10 protein-coding genes are annotated in these 14,182 nt (G+C 51.3%); 5 read left to right on the plus strand and 5 right to left on the minus strand.

The genetic code is table 11. The annotated features are described in order from the left end of the window. Positions 1 to 800: 800 nt before the first annotated feature. The 5 genes from narI to R5268_RS00025 all read right to left on the minus strand — a co-directional run bounded on the left by narI (position 801) and on the right by R5268_RS00025 (position 8,967). A complete protein-coding gene (gene narI / locus R5268_RS00005) occupies positions 801 to 1,478 on the minus strand; it encodes a respiratory nitrate reductase subunit gamma (protein WP_046895246.1) in 678 nt (225 codons plus the stop codon). Next, positions 1,475 to 2,209 (minus strand): nitrate reductase molybdenum cofactor assembly chaperone, encoded by a 735-nt coding sequence (narJ, locus tag R5268_RS00010; protein ID WP_046895247.1) that lies wholly within the window; start codon positions 2,207 to 2,209, stop codon positions 1,475 to 1,477. Before narJ ends, narI begins: the two co-directional genes overlap by 4 nt. Then, complete coding sequence (gene narH / locus R5268_RS00015) at positions 2,206 to 3,762, minus strand: nitrate reductase subunit beta (RefSeq protein ID WP_004241167.1); 1,557 nt, start codon at positions 3,760 to 3,762, stop codon at positions 2,206 to 2,208. Before narH ends, narJ begins: the two co-directional genes overlap by 4 nt. Next, positions 3,762 to 7,523 (minus strand): nitrate reductase subunit alpha, encoded by a 3,762-nt coding sequence (locus tag R5268_RS00020; RefSeq protein ID WP_317418598.1) that lies wholly within the window; start codon positions 7,521 to 7,523, stop codon positions 3,762 to 3,764. The genes narH and R5268_RS00020 overlap by 1 nt, the downstream gene beginning before the upstream one ends. Before the next feature lie 61 nt (positions 7,524 to 7,584). After that, complete coding sequence (locus R5268_RS00025) at positions 7,585 to 8,967, minus strand: NarK family nitrate/nitrite MFS transporter (RefSeq protein WP_218410558.1); 1,383 nt, start codon at positions 8,965 to 8,967, stop codon at positions 7,585 to 7,587. A gap of 298 nt (positions 8,968 to 9,265) precedes the next feature. On the opposite strand from R5268_RS00025, the gene narX reads away from it, so the two are divergent. The 5 genes from narX to R5268_RS00050 all read left to right on the plus strand — a co-directional run bounded on the left by narX (position 9,266) and on the right by R5268_RS00050 (position 14,142). After that, entirely contained in the window at positions 9,266 to 11,008 is a 1,743-nt protein-coding gene (narX, locus tag R5268_RS00030; protein ID WP_317418597.1) for a nitrate/nitrite two-component system sensor histidine kinase NarX, read from the plus strand. 3 nt (positions 11,009 to 11,011) lie between these two features. Beyond that, a complete protein-coding gene (gene narL, locus R5268_RS00035; RefSeq protein WP_317418596.1) occupies positions 11,012 to 11,713 on the plus strand; it encodes a two-component system response regulator NarL in 702 nt (233 codons plus the stop codon). 45 nt (positions 11,714 to 11,758) lie between these two features. Continuing rightward, on the plus strand, positions 11,759 to 12,496 hold the full coding sequence (locus R5268_RS00040; RefSeq protein ID WP_317418595.1) for a glycerophosphodiester phosphodiesterase family protein: 738 nt from the start codon (positions 11,759 to 11,761) through the stop codon (positions 12,494 to 12,496). A gap of 685 nt (positions 12,497 to 13,181) precedes the next feature. Beyond that, a complete protein-coding gene (locus R5268_RS00045; RefSeq protein ID WP_046895252.1) occupies positions 13,182 to 13,475 on the plus strand; it encodes a helix-turn-helix domain-containing protein in 294 nt (97 codons plus the stop codon). A gap of 193 nt (positions 13,476 to 13,668) precedes the next feature. Then, entirely contained in the window at positions 13,669 to 14,142 is a 474-nt protein-coding gene (locus R5268_RS00050; protein WP_230060123.1) for a hypothetical protein, read from the plus strand. Positions 14,143 to 14,182: the final 40 nt, after the last annotated feature.

Raw genomic sequence — 14,182 nt, forward strand, 5'->3', positions numbered from 1 at the left:
ACATTAAATTCAACTATTTTTTAATGATTACAAAATCATTTTAATAACAAAAAAGCAGTGAAAAATAGCAAATGTGAACATCACAACCGGAATAAAACAGCGTGTTTCTGCTGGTTATGATTTACTGAATTGATTTAGCAGGAATTTTTGATAAGCGTAAAATGTTGAAAATGTTAGCGGGGCGTTACGACGGCTGCGAAAGCAGGGATTTTACCTCTGTGCCGGTAAACCGCTTCAACTTTTGTTGAAAGCCGGATCGCAGGCAATAAAAAAGCGCCCTGAGGGCGCTTTTCTTAAATCTGTCTGATAAATCAGAATGCTTTGCTGTATTTTGCAATGATAGCAGCAGCACGGCTCAGATTAGAGAAGAAAGTTTTGATACTTTTCATAATGAACTCCTGCTTGTGAATTAGGTTAGTAAGCTGTTTTGCTTCGATGGGGGTATGATACCAGTTTTGTGATGCGGGTCAACATTAAATTCAACTATTTTTTAATGATTACAAAATCATTTTAATAACAAAAAAGCAGTGAAAAATAGCAAATGTGAGCATCACAACCGGGATAAAACAGCGTGTTTCTGCTGGTTATGATTTACTGAATTGATTTAGAAGTGATTTTTCTGAGAAGCGCTGATGTTGAAAATGTTAGCGTGGCGTTACGACGGCTGCGAAAGCAGGGATTTTGCCTCTGTGCCGGTAAACCGTTTCAACTTTTGTTGAAGATATCACGCGATAGTAAAAAAAAGGGTGGCCGGAGCCACCCAAAACTGTGCATTTAAAGGATGAGACTGTTGTTGTTAATTAATGACGGTTGCGCACTAACTGGTAGCGGCGCGTAATATATTCGACCGGCGCACTCCAGATATGCACCAGACGGCAGAACGGGAAGATCAGGAACAGTGTCATACCCAGCACCAGGTGCATACGGAAGATAAAGGCAACGCCTTCCAGATGCTCTGATGCACCACCCTGAAATGTCACGACAGACTGTGCCCAGCCGACCAGCTTCATCATTTCACTGCCGTCAGTGTGCTGTGCGGAGAACGGAATAGTACCCAGGCCCAGAATGACCTGGATCACCAGCAGGGTGATGATCAGGATATCGCCTGCTGAAGATGTTGCACGGACACGCGGGTTGGTCAGACGGCGTTTGAGCAGCATACCGCCGCCGATCAGCGTCATCACCCCGCAGGCACCGCCCGCCACCATCGCCAGCATCTGTTTCTGCGCCACGGTGATAAACGGTTCATACATCCAGTGCGGGGTCAGCATCCCGACGAAATGTCCGAAGAAAATACCGATGATCCCGATATGGAACAGGTTGGAAGCCAGACGCATCCCTTTTTTATCCAGCATCTGACTGGAACCGGCACGCCAGGTGTATTGTCCGTAGTCGTAACGCAGCCAGCTGCCGATGATAAACACTGCGCCTGCGATATACGGGTAGATATCAAAGAAAAACGTATTCAGGAAATTCATGGAGTTACTCCTTTCGCCGCAGGGGAAACCGGCGCGTCACCCACCTGAATGTAATTCGGGGCAACACTCTGTGAAAAACGACGCTCATGTTGTGTCAGAACAGAATTATCACAGCCTTTATCGGCCAGGAATGTCACCTGTTCTTCTTCCCAGACTGCATCCAGTGCAGCCGGGGTATCATCACGGGCTTCACCGTTCACCTGACGGGTCAGTGCGCTGAGTGTCAGGTCACTGTCCGCCATTGCCAGCAGCAGGCTGAACAATTCATGGTAATGACTTTCGCGCTGGCGCAGGCGTTCACCGAGCAGGGCGAGGATTGGTGCGATATCTTTCAGTCCCTGACAGGCCTGTTCCGGCGGCATAACAGAGAGATATTCCAGGTAAACCGGCAGATAATCCGGCAGTTCGCGGCTGTTGAGGGTGATCCCGGCCTGCTCGTACTGCTCCAGCAGGGATACCATCGCCTGGCCGCGATCCCGCGATTCACCGTAAACGTGTTCAAACAGCAGCAGAGAGGTGGCTCTGCCGCGATCAAACAATTCACTGTAGCGCGCCTGACTGTCGAGCAGCGGCTCCGAGGTCAGTTCAGCGACGAAGTACATCAGTGCGGCAGCCTGAGTCAGGCGCAGTTCATGCGCCTGTTCAATTTCCGCAATCAGTTCGTCGCGGTGTGCCCACAGCTCCTCATTCGGGTAATCCAGCAGGCAGCCGATGATTTTTAAACTAATCATGATGAATGCCTCTCTGAGATTGGTGCATCTGCCGGTGTTTTCTGCGTGATATCAATGGCATCGATACGGCGGCTGTTAAACAGGTTAAATTTGGTATCGCTGCCGTGGCAGCCGTCACCGAAGCTGAATCCGCAGCCGTTGCGCTCAGGGAATGCCTCGCGGGCCAGTTCGCGGTGTGAAGACGGGATCACAAAGCGATCCTCATAATTCGCGATAGCCAGATAGCGGTACATTTCCTGTGCCTGAGCTTCTGTCAGACCCACTTCTTCCAGTGCACTGATATCCCTGGTTTTATCCACGGTTTCCGCACGTTTGTAGTGACGCATGGCCAGCATCCGTTTCAGGGCACGCAGTACCGGCGCGGTATCCCCGGCGGTCAGCAGGTTGGCGAGGTACTGAACCGGGATGCGCAGACTTTCCACATCCGGCAGTACGCCGCTGTGCGGCAGCATACCCGCATCGCTGACAGACTGAATCGGTGACAGAGGCGGCACATACCAGACCATCGGCAGGGTGCGGTATTCCGGGTGCAGCGGCAGGGCGAGTTTCCACTCCATTGCCATTTTGTAGACCGGCGATTTCTGTGCCGCGTCAATCACACTCAGCGGAATGCCGTCTTTCTGTGCCTGGCGGATCACTTCCGGGTCGTTCGGGTCGAGGAAGATCCCGAGCTGACGCTCATACAGATCTTTTTCGTTATCCGCACTTGCCGCTTCTTCAATACGATCCGCATCATAGAGCAGCACACCGAGGTAACGGATACGGCCGACACAGGTTTCCGAGCACACGGTCGGCTGACCGGCTTCGATACGCGGATAGCAGAAAATACATTTCTCGGATTTGCCGCTTTTCCAGTTGAAGTAGATTTTTTTGTACGGACAGCCGGTCAGGCACATACGCCAGCCGCGGCATTTATCCTGATCGATAAGCACGATACCGTCTTCCGCACGTTTGTAGATTGCACCGCTCGGACAGGTTGCGACGCAGGCCGGGTTCAGACAGTGTTCGCACAGACGCGGCAGATACATCATAAAGGTCTGCTCAAACTGGCCGTACATCTCTTTCTGCATATCGGCGAAGTTTTTGTCCGCACTGCGGCGGCTGAATTCGCCGCCGAGGTCATCTTCCCAGTTCGGGCCGTTCTCAATTTTTGTCATGCGCTGACCGGTGATCAGAGAGCGCGGACGGGCGGTCGGCAGATTGCCTTCCGGGGCGTTTTTCAGATGATCATAGTCGTAAGTGAACGGCTCGTAGTAATCATCCAGTTCCGGCTGGTCAGGGTTGGCGAAGATTTTTGACAGCAGGCCGATTTTGTTACCCATACGGGGAACCAGTTTGCCGCGGATATTTTTGATCCAGCCGCCTTTCCATTTTTCCTGGTCTTCCCAGTTATGCGGGTAGCCCAGTCCGGGTTTGGTTTCGACGTTATTGAACCACGCGTATTCCACACCTTCGCGGCTGGTCCAGACGTTTTTACAGGTGACAGAGCAGGTATGGCAACCGATACATTTATCCAGGTTCAATACCATGCCGACTTGGGAACGTATCTTCATTATGCTTTCTCCTGCCCGCTCAGGGTCTGTTGATAACCATCCTGCTCACCGTCGAGCCAGTCCACATTTTTCATTTTGCGGACCACCACAAATTCGTCACGGTTGGAGCCGACAGTGCCGTAATAGTTGAAGCTGTACGCCAGGTGGCTGTAGCCGCCGATCATATGGGTCGGTTTAGGGCAGACACGGGTGACGGAGTTATGAATACCGCCGCGCATACCGGTCACTTCTGAGCCCGGCAGGTTTATCTGACGTTCCTGGGCGTGATACATAAAGATCATGCCGTCCGGGATACGCTGGCTGACAATCGCACGGGCGGTCAGTGCGCCGTTGCTGTTGAAGGCTTCGATCCAGTCGTTATCCTCAATACCCAGCGAACGGGCATCTTCTTCACTCAGCCATACTACCGGACCACCACGGCCGAGGGTCAGCATCAGCTGGTTATCACTGTAGGTGGAGTGAATACCCCATTTCTGGTGCGGGGTCAGGAAGTTCAGGGCTTTCTCCGGATAGCCGTTCGGTTTCGCGCCCAGCAGCGGCTGTGCCGCACGGGTATCGACCGGCGGACGATACACCACCAGTGCCTCACCGAATGCACGCATCCATTCATGATCCTGATACAACTGCTGACGGCCGCTCAGGGTGCGCCACGGGATCATCTCGTGAACGTTGGTGTAACCCGCGTTATAAGAGACGTGCTCATCTTCGAGGCCGGACCAGGTCGGGCTGGAGATAATTTTGCGCGGCTGCGCCACGATATCGCGGAAGCGGATTTTTTCATCTTCTTTATGGATGGCAAGATGGGTATGGTCGCGGCCGGTTACTTTACCGAGCGCATCCCACGCTTTCACCGCCACATGGCCGTTGGTTTCCGGTGCCAGAGAAAGCACGACTTCTGCCGCATCAATCGCGGTTTCAATCGCCGGACGACCTTCGGCAGCGCCTTCAGTACGGGTGCGGTTGAGTTTTTTCAGGAAATCGACTTCTTCCTGCGTATTCCAGCTGATGCCTTTGCCGCCGTTGCCGAGTTTATCCAGCAGTGGTCCCAGTGAGGTAAAGCGGGCATAGGTGTTCGGATAATCGCGCTCCACCACCATCAGGTGCGGTGCGGTTTTGCCCGGAATCAGATCACATTCGCCTTTTTTCCAGTCTTTCACATCAAACGGCTGCGCCATTTCGGCAGCGGAGTCATGCTGGATTGGCAGGGTGACAACATCCGTCTCTTTGCCCAGGTGGCCCGGACAGAGTTCAGAGAAGGATTTGGCGATCCCTTTGTAGATTTCCCAGTCGGTTTTGGATTCCCAGGCCGGATCAACAGCGGCGGTCAGCGGATGAATGAACGGATGCATATCCGAGGTGTTCATATCATCTTTTTCATACCAGGTGGCAGTCGGCAGCACGATATCGGAGAACAGACAGGTACTGGACATACGGAAATCGAGTGTTACCACCAGATCCACTTTCCCTTCCGGGGCATTATCCACCCATTCCGCTTCTTCCGGTTTCACACTGCCCTGTTCGCCGAGATCTTTACCCAGCAGACCGTTTTCGGTGCCGAGCAGGTATTTCAGCAGATACTCATGGCCTTTACCGGCAGAGCCGAGCAGGTTGGAGCGCCAGATAAACAGGTTGCGCGGGAAGTTCTGCGGATTATCCGGTTGTTCCGCCGCAAAGCGGATAGCACCGCTTTTCAGGGCTTCTGCGGTGTAGGCCTGCGGATCCTGACCGGCTTCTTTCGCTTTTGCCGCGATAGTCAGCGGGTTCACGTTCAGCTGCGGTGCGGACGGCAGCCAGCCCATGCGTTCGGCACGGATATTGAAGTCCAGCAGACTGCCGCTGAAGCGGGATTTGTCCGCCAGCGGGGAGAGAAGCTCCTGCGGCTGAACAGTTTCATAACGCCACTGGCTTGAGTGGTTATAGAAGAACGAGGTGCTGTTCATATGACGCGGCGGACGTGACCAGTCCAGCCCGAACGCCAGCGGTAACCAGCCGGTCTGCGGACGCAGTTTTTCCTGGCCCACATAGTGTGACCAGCCGCCGCCGCTCTGGCCGACACAGCCGCAGAACACCAGCATATTGATGATGCCGCGGTAGGTCATATCCATGTGATACCAGTGGTTGATACCGGCACCGACAATCACCATCGAACGGCCGTGGGTTTTCTCTGCGTTATCGGCAAACTCACGGGCAATGCGGGAGATGTGATGCTGGCTGACTCCGGTCACTTTTTCTGCCCAGGCCGGGGTATAGGCCTTGATTTCGCTGTAATCCGCCGCGCAGTTCACATCATTCAGACCGCGATCGATACCGTAGTTGGCGAGGGTTAAATCGAAGACACTCGCCACACGGACGTCACTGCCGTCTGCCAGACGCACCACTTTCACCGGTAGTTTGTGCATCAGCACTTCATCCAGTGCCACACCTTCAAAGAATTCATTTTCAATGCCGCCGAAATACGGGAAAGCGACATCAGCAACATCATCGTGCTTATCCAGCAGGCTCAGCTGCATGGTGATCTCATCACCGTTTTTGCCGTCACGCGGTTCCAGGTTCCATTTGCGGGATTTATCCCAGCGGAATCCGATAGAGCCTTGCGGTGCCACTAACTGCCGGCTGTTTTCATCAATAGCGATGGTTTTCCACTCGGCATTTTCTTTCTCACCGAGTGAATCCACCAGATCGGATGCCCGCAGCATACGGCCCGGCACATAACCGCCTTCCGCACGCGGCTCCAGCATTACCAGCATCGGCATGTCGCTGTAAGTGCGGACATAATTGGTGAAGTATTCCGCCTGGCGCTTCGCGTGGAACTCATTGAGGATCACATGCCCCATGGCCAGCGCAACGGCACTGTCTGTTCCCTGTTTCGGGTTCAGCCACTGGTCACACAGTTTGGCGATTTCAGCATAATCGGGCGTGATCGCGACCGTTTTGGTCCCTTTATAGCGGACTTCGGTGAAGAAGTGCGCATCCGGGGTACGGGTCTGCGGGACGTTGGAACCCCAGGCGATCAGATAGGAGGAGTTATACCAGTCAGCGGATTCCGGTACGTCGGTCTGCTCGCCCCAGGTCTGCGGGGAGGCCGGCGGTAAGTCGCAGTACCAGTCATAGAAACTCAGACAGGCGCCGCCGATCAGGGATAAATAACGGGCGCCGGAGGCATAGGAAACCATCGACATCGCCGGGATCGGTGAGAAGCCGATAATACGGTCAGGGCCGAATTGTTTGGCAGTCACAATATTGGCTGCCGCAATCATTTCATTCACTTCCTGCCAGTCGGAGCGGACAAATCCGCCGCGGCCGCGTGCCTGTTTGTAGCTTTTGGCTTTTGCTTCATCATTAATAATGGAAGCCCACGCATCCACCGGGTCTGCGTGCTGTGCTTTTGCTGCACGCCACAGCGTGATCAGGCGTTTGCGCACCATCGGATACTTCACGCGGTTTGCGCTGTACAGATACCAGGAATAGCTGGCACCGCGCGGACAGCCGCGCGGCTCATGGTCAGGCAGGTCAGGACGGGTACGCGGGTAGTCAGTCTGCTGCGTCTCCCAGGTCACCAGCCCGTTTTTTACGTAGATTTTCCAGCTGCATGAACCGGTACAGTTCACGCCGTGGGTGGAACGGACAACTTTGTCATGCTGCCAGCGGCTGCGGTAACCATCTTCCCAGTCGCGGTTGACGTTCAGCTCTTGTCCGTGGTCGCCGGAGAAGGTTTCCCCGCGCTGCTTAAAATAACGGAATCTGTCTAAAAACTTGCTCATTCGGTAATCCCCCGATAAGCGCCGGGCGCTCACATTGCTCTGATTATCAGAATTGAATTAATTATTTTTTACGGCCGTATACCAGCCATGTGGTCAGAATGCAGACCACATAAAAGACAACAAACACTTTCATTGCACCGGCAGGCGAGCCGGTCAGCGTCAGTGAAATACCAAAGGCATTCGGGATAAAGAACCCGCCGATAGCACCGATGGCAGAGATAAAACCAAGTGCAGCTGCACTTTCGGTGATAGCTTCATGCTGAGCCTCTTTTTCGGTTCCGCCCTCTGCCAGCACACGCTCAGTGGTGATTTTGCGGAAGACCACCGCAATCATCTGGAATGTGGAGCCGCTGCCGAGACCGGCCGTAAAAAACAGCACCATAAACACGCCGAAGAAGGCGGCAAATGAACCGGCATCATTTTTACCCGGCAGTGTGAAGAACAGCAGGAAGGCGAAAACTGCCATGACCACAAAGTTAATAAAGGTCACGCGGATACCGCCGAATTTATCGGAAAGGAAGCCGCCCAGCGGACGTGCCAGTGCACCCAGTAACGGGCCGAAGAAGGCGAACTTCAGGATAACGATATCCGGGAACTGGGTTTTTGACAGCATGGCAAACCCGGCGGAAAACCCGATAAACGATCCGAACGTGGAGAGATAGAGGAAACTCAGAATCCACAAATGCTTGCGTTTCAGAACCGGTAACTGCTCTTTCAGGGATGCTTTGTTGGCGGAGAGGTCATTCATTCCCAGCCATGCCGCAACAGTAAACAGCAGCAGGAACGGTACCCAGATCCACGCGGCATTCTGTAACCATAACTCAGAGCCGTCAGGCTGGGTCACGCCGGAGCCGCCCATAAAGCTGAATACACCGAACGTCACAATAAACGGGGCGACCAGCTGCATCACGCTGACGCCGAGATTACCCAGACCGCCGTTGATACCCAGGGCGCCGCCCTGTTTTGCTTTCGGGAAAAAGAAGCTGATATTACCCATGCTGGAGGCAAAGTTTGCCCCGGCAAAGCCGCACAGCAGGGCGATAATCACAAACACCGCATACGGTGTTGACGGGTTCTGTACTGCAAACCCGAGCCACACACACGGCACAATCAGGATCAGCGTACTGAATGCGGTCCAGCGGCGGCCGCCGAAAATCGGGATCACGAAGGAGTAAGGAACCCGCAGGAGAGCCCCGGAAACGGAAGGCAGGGCAGTCAGCATAAACAGCTGATCGGTGGTAAAGTTAAAACCGACTTTCGGGAGATTGACCGCAACGGCGCTGAACAGCATCCATACGCAGAATGCCAGTAACAGACAGGGAACGGAGATCCACAGATTGCGTGATGCAACCCGGTGCCCGCTCTCTGCCCAGAATTTTTCCTCTTCCGGGCGCCAGTCGGTAATGACGCCCGCGGCTGCCTTGCCTTTGGATATCTGAGCCATAATACACCTCAAAATTATGCTGAAATTAAAGGCGTTTTACGTGGGTTATAAGGTACTGATACTGATCTTAATCAAAGGGTGAACCGATTGATTTTTAAGCGTAAAACGGTCATTCTACTTTAGAGGTACGGTTGTTAATCTGATGAAAATACGTAAAATCAAAAGGTTAGTATCAGTATTATTAGTGTGGTTTATAAAGGCTAATCCCTCAAGGTTTTAAGGGGTACTACTTTAGTGGTAAGTGTTTTTTCAGATAAATCGGAGAGAATAACCGGTCCGTTCAGAGGAGCATCAGTGAATGCTGAAACACACATCTATTCTCACTCAAATCACCGGTTTCATGGTGCTGCTTACCGTTTTTGCGGTGATTGGCATGGGGCTGACCAATCAGATCACCGAAAGTGTGCAGGGCAATGCACATGCGATTAATAAATCCGGCACATTGCGGATGCAGAGCTACCGTTTCTTATCTGAAATCCCGCTGGCCGGGCATTCACAGCAATATCTCAATGATTTTGAATCGGATTTAACGCTGCTTTCCGGGATGAAAGCGGTGAGTCCTGCAAAAATACAACAGCAGTTTCTGGCTATTGAGCAGACCTGGCGGCAAAAGCTGCGCCCGGCACTGGAAGCGGCAAAACAGCCGGAAGAGGCCCGTGCCCCGGTGGCCGCGTTTGTCGGTCAGATTGACAGCCTGGTATCTGCCATTGACCACCAGACCGAATCCACTATCCGGCTGGTGGCGGCTATTCAGCTGGTTTTTATCGCACTGATGATTTTGCTGCTGCTGTTGTCGGCGCGCCATTTCCGCCGCCGGATACTCCATCCGTGGCAGCGGCTGCTGGCACAGGCTGACGCCATGGGACAGGGGAACTTTCAGCCGCGCTTCGCGGATTACAACCACCGCGACGAAATCACCATGATCGGCAATACCCTTAACCGTACGGCAGAGGAACTGTCTGCGCTCTACGGGGAGCTGGAATCACGGGTGGCGGCGAAAACACAGGATCTGCAGGAAAAAAACCAGATGCTGGCTTTCTTATATAAGAGCGGGCAGCGGCTGAATAACACCAAAGACCTGACCACACAGCTGACGGATATTTTGCGGGATCTGCATCAGATTGTGCCGGAAGGCGTGTTGTGTCTGCGGATTTTTGAGGATAACAACGCCTCCCGTTTCACTGAAATCGGGAACTGCGGCCGGGGGCCGTCACAGGCACAGGAACAGCTGAGCTGGAATCTGAGCGGGCCGATTAACCGTTACGGGGTATTGAAGCTTCTGTTGCCGGCCGGTAAGCAGCTCAACAGCGAACAGCAGAATATGATGCAGATGCTGAGCAAACAAATTATCTCGGCCTTTGCGCTGGCTTATCAGCATGAGCAGCAGCAGCAGCTGATTCTGATGGATGAGCGGTCAGTGATTGCCCGCGAACTTCACGATTCTATCGCACAGTCATTATCCTGCCTGAAAATTCAGATAAGCTATTTACAGATGCATTCCGCGCAGATCCCGGAAAATTGCCAGACACTGCTGACAGAAATGCGCCGGGAAGTAAACGGTGCTTATCATCAGCTGCGTGAGCTGCTGACCACTTTTCGTCTGAAACTGACCGAACCCGGGCTGTTCGCTGCGTTACAGAGTACGCTGGATGAGTTTGAGCAGCGGCTGGGTTACCGTATCGGCTTTGATTTTCAGCTTTCAGGGCGGCTGGTCTCTGCGCACCAGACTATTCATGTGGTACAGATTGTCCGTGAGGCGCTGAGTAACATTCTCCAGCATGCTAATGCATCGGAGGCGCGGGTGGTGTGCCGGTCAGAAGATCAGATGATTTATATCTGTGTGGAAGATAACGGGGAAGGCATCCCCGAGCATCCGGAAAAAAATAACCATTACGGGTTATCCATTATGCGGGAACGGGCAGCAACACTGCACGGAGCCTGCCGGATAACCTCACGGGAGCAGGGCGGCACTCAGGTGCTGATAAGCTTTCCCGCGAATACAACTATAAAAATAAATGAAGACGATTCAGGAGCAAGGTAAACAATGACGAACAGAATACTTTCTGCCGGAGAGATTATACTCAGTGATCCGGATGAAGCCGCTGATCCGGCCTCTCCCGCCACGATCCTGCTGATAGATGATCACCCGATGCTGCGTAACGGCGTCAGGCAATTAATCAGCATGGAGCCGTCACTGACGGTGGCCGGTGAAGCGGGGAATGGCCGTGACGGCATTGCGCTGGCGGAATCACTCGACCCGGATCTGATTTTACTGGATCTGAATATGCCGGAAATGAACGGTTTTGAAACCCTGGATATTTTGCGGCGCAAACCGCTGTCCGGCCGGGTGGTGGTATTCAGTGTGTCCAACTACCGGGAAGACCTGATTACGGCCCTGCGCCGGGGCGCGGACGGTTATCTGCTCAAAGATATGGAGCCGGAAGAGCTGCTGGTGGCACTGCGCCAGGCGGCTGCCGGTAAAATGGTGGTCTCCCCGGCACTGACTGAAGTACTGGCCGGTGCGCTGCGTGAAGTACGCAGTGATGATGAACCGGATATCAATGCACTGACCCCGCGTGAGCGCGATATACTGAAACTGATCGCTCAGGGGCAGCCGAATAAAATGATCGCCCGCAAACTGGACATCACCGAAAGCACGGTAAAAGTGCATGTGAAAAACCTGATGAAAAAGATGAAAGTAAAATCGCGGGTGGAAGCAGCGGTCTGGGTACTACAGAACAAATAATATCCGCATGATTCTTTGACCGGCCTGTATATAAAGGAACAGATTATGATTATTGCAGCACACCGCGGCTTTGCCGCCCGCGCACCGGAAAATACCATGGCGGCATTCCGGCAGGCTGCGGAGTTCGGCTGTCTGTGGATTGAAACCGATGTTCAGCTCAGTGCTGACGGCGTACCGGTACTGATCCACGACGAAACCGTTAACCGCACCACCAACGGCAGCGGAAAAGTGACGGATCTGACCTTACGCGAACTGCGGGCACTGGATGCCGGGTTATGGGCAGGCGAAGCATACCGGGGCGAAAAAATTCCGCTGCTGACGGATCTGCTGGCGCTGGCGGAGGAATCCGGGCTGCATCTGAATCTGGAACTGAAAACAGAGCTCACAGACAGTGACCACGCGATTGCGCAGTTGTGTGAAGCCACAGCAGCCGTTCTTGAAATGCAGAATTTCCCCGCAGAGCGGATTTTGTTTTCCGGCTTTGATACCCGCACACTGCGGTATATGCACAAACGGATGCCGCACATCCGGCGCGGACAACTCTGGGAAAAAATCCCGTCTCAGCCCCTGACGCTGCTTCAGGAGATTGACGCGTTCAGCGTACACTGTGACTGGCTGTTTCTGCGGGAAGATATGGCAAAATCGCTGAGAAAAGCCGGTTATCAGGTTTTTTGCTATACACCGAATTATCCGGAACTGGTTGCGCATTTTGCGGACTGGGGTGTGGGAATGCTGATAACCGATAACCCTGCAATATACAGGGACGAAAATCGTTTTTCTTAATGCTATATTTCATCTGTATTACACCGGCCTCTTCCGACAGGCCGGTGTTTTTATTTAACTGTCATAAAATACAAGTTATTAGAGTTATATTTAATAAATCATAATAAAATTCTTTTTATTATTATCAGATGAACAAAAAGAGGATAAAAACTGTAACAAAGTGATACAGATTTAATCATGCGGGGAGTTATCTCAAATATCCTTTTTCCCGCGCCATCATTACCCATCCTGTTTTTTTTTATATAATAACCTGAAATTACATGGTTATTTCACCCGTTATTACTATTTATGGTTACTCACAGATAGATTTTACCAATTGTTCTTAAGGTAACGAAAGAAGAATGATTATTTGCATGACTGCTCAGGATTCACTTATTCTTTACCCGATCTGATAGTGATGATTTATCGGTATTATTTTGTTATCAGTGATCTTATTGCTGCTGAATAATGGTGATTAAACTCACTTAACTTGTATTTGGCTAAATAATATCAGCTGAAAATAAAAGCAGTGGCTGGCTTCTTTTCCGATAAAGGATGCAGTAATTAACAGGGATCGTTACCTTTCCGGTCTGATTCTCCGGTGAATATAGTGCGTAATAACAGGATTTTTATGTTTATTACTGTCGTTAATTATTCCGGATAAACCTAAAAGGAGTTAAATATCCCGGGTAAATCAGGTTTTGCTATGTGTGATAATAATATATCTCTATTGAAAGAAGTTGGTTTTTTTTTAAAAAGAAGGCGAAAAAGTCAGGGATTAACAGGCTCGGAAGTAGCTGAAAAACTGAATATCAGCCAGCAGCAGATATCCCGCTATGAACGCGGGCTGTCGGTGCTCAGTCCGGATGTCATGCTCAGATACTGTGCGGCGCTGGGAATGACGGAGCGCGAGATCAGCGAACTTTTCTCCATTATCAGCACTCACTATCAGTCTGTTATTTCCGGAGAGGAAAATACAGATGACACTGATAATCCGTAATGCTGACTATCCAACTGTTATGACTCTCCCTTTACTCGTGTATTTAATATCACCAACCTTTTTCTGTCTGATGACATCTGAACACTGTTAATAATATGTTGCATTAACTTCATATCATCGGCAGTCAGGTGTTTTTATTAAACCTGTAATTTCTCTCTGTAAGAGTTAATTTTATAAATAGGAATGAATGAAAATGATGATTAACAAAAAAGCACTCGTTGTAGCCGGTCTTTCACTGGTTATTTCTGCCTGCTCAACATCACCGGTAAAGAAAAATACGGCTGCAGTTAAAAATCCGCCGGTCAAACAGCAAACCCGTTCTGCCACTCCTAATGTGACCGGTAATAACGCGGCACAGGCGTATGTGGGAAGTAAACAATTAGCATCGCAGGGAATTGTTATTGCATCCACCAATAACGCATGTGTTGACGGATTCAATTTCCTTAAGGGTGTCAATCAGGCTGAGTTTAATGATTTTTCATCAAGCTACGGACGTATTAATCAGAACTACACCTTCTTAAACGTCAATAAAGAGATTATGGATAAAGACTCCCGTGAAGTGTTATCCATGACACTGAATAAAAAACTGGACACCTTATGTACTAAAGTTCAGTACGCAGGTTTCATTGGCGTGAAGGATAAAATAAAAGCACTTTCTGATATTTAATTTTTCTGAATTTTTAATCTCATTTCGGGGATGTATTCAT

Source organism: Morganella sp. BCCO 40_0007 (assembly GCF_032989665.1).
GTDB classification, from domain to species: domain Bacteria; phylum Pseudomonadota; class Gammaproteobacteria; order Enterobacterales; family Enterobacteriaceae; genus Morganella; species Morganella sibonii.

Coding starts and splice junctions, on each gene's coding strand:
- narI (WP_046895246.1), bottom strand. CDS start 1,478: ATGAATTTCCTGAATACGTTTTTCTTTGATATCTACCCGTATATCGCA.
- narJ (WP_046895247.1), bottom strand. CDS start 2,209: ATGATTAGTTTAAAAATCATCGGCTGCCTGCTGGATTACCCGAATGAG.
- narH (WP_004241167.1), bottom strand. CDS start 3,762: ATGAAGATACGTTCCCAAGTCGGCATGGTATTGAACCTGGATAAATGT.
- R5268_RS00020 (WP_317418598.1), bottom strand. CDS start 7,523: ATGAGCAAGTTTTTAGACAGATTCCGTTATTTTAAGCAGCGCGGGGAA.
- R5268_RS00025 (WP_218410558.1), bottom strand. CDS start 8,967: ATGGCTCAGATATCCAAAGGCAAGGCAGCCGCGGGCGTCATTACCGAC.
- narX (WP_317418597.1), top strand. CDS start 9,266: ATGCTGAAACACACATCTATTCTCACTCAAATCACCGGTTTCATGGTG.
- narL (WP_317418596.1), top strand. CDS start 11,012: ATGACGAACAGAATACTTTCTGCCGGAGAGATTATACTCAGTGATCCG.
- R5268_RS00040 (WP_317418595.1), top strand. CDS start 11,759: ATGATTATTGCAGCACACCGCGGCTTTGCCGCCCGCGCACCGGAAAAT.
- R5268_RS00045 (WP_046895252.1), top strand. CDS start 13,182: ATGTGTGATAATAATATATCTCTATTGAAAGAAGTTGGTTTTTTTTTA.
- R5268_RS00050 (WP_230060123.1), top strand. CDS start 13,669: ATGATGATTAACAAAAAAGCACTCGTTGTAGCCGGTCTTTCACTGGTT.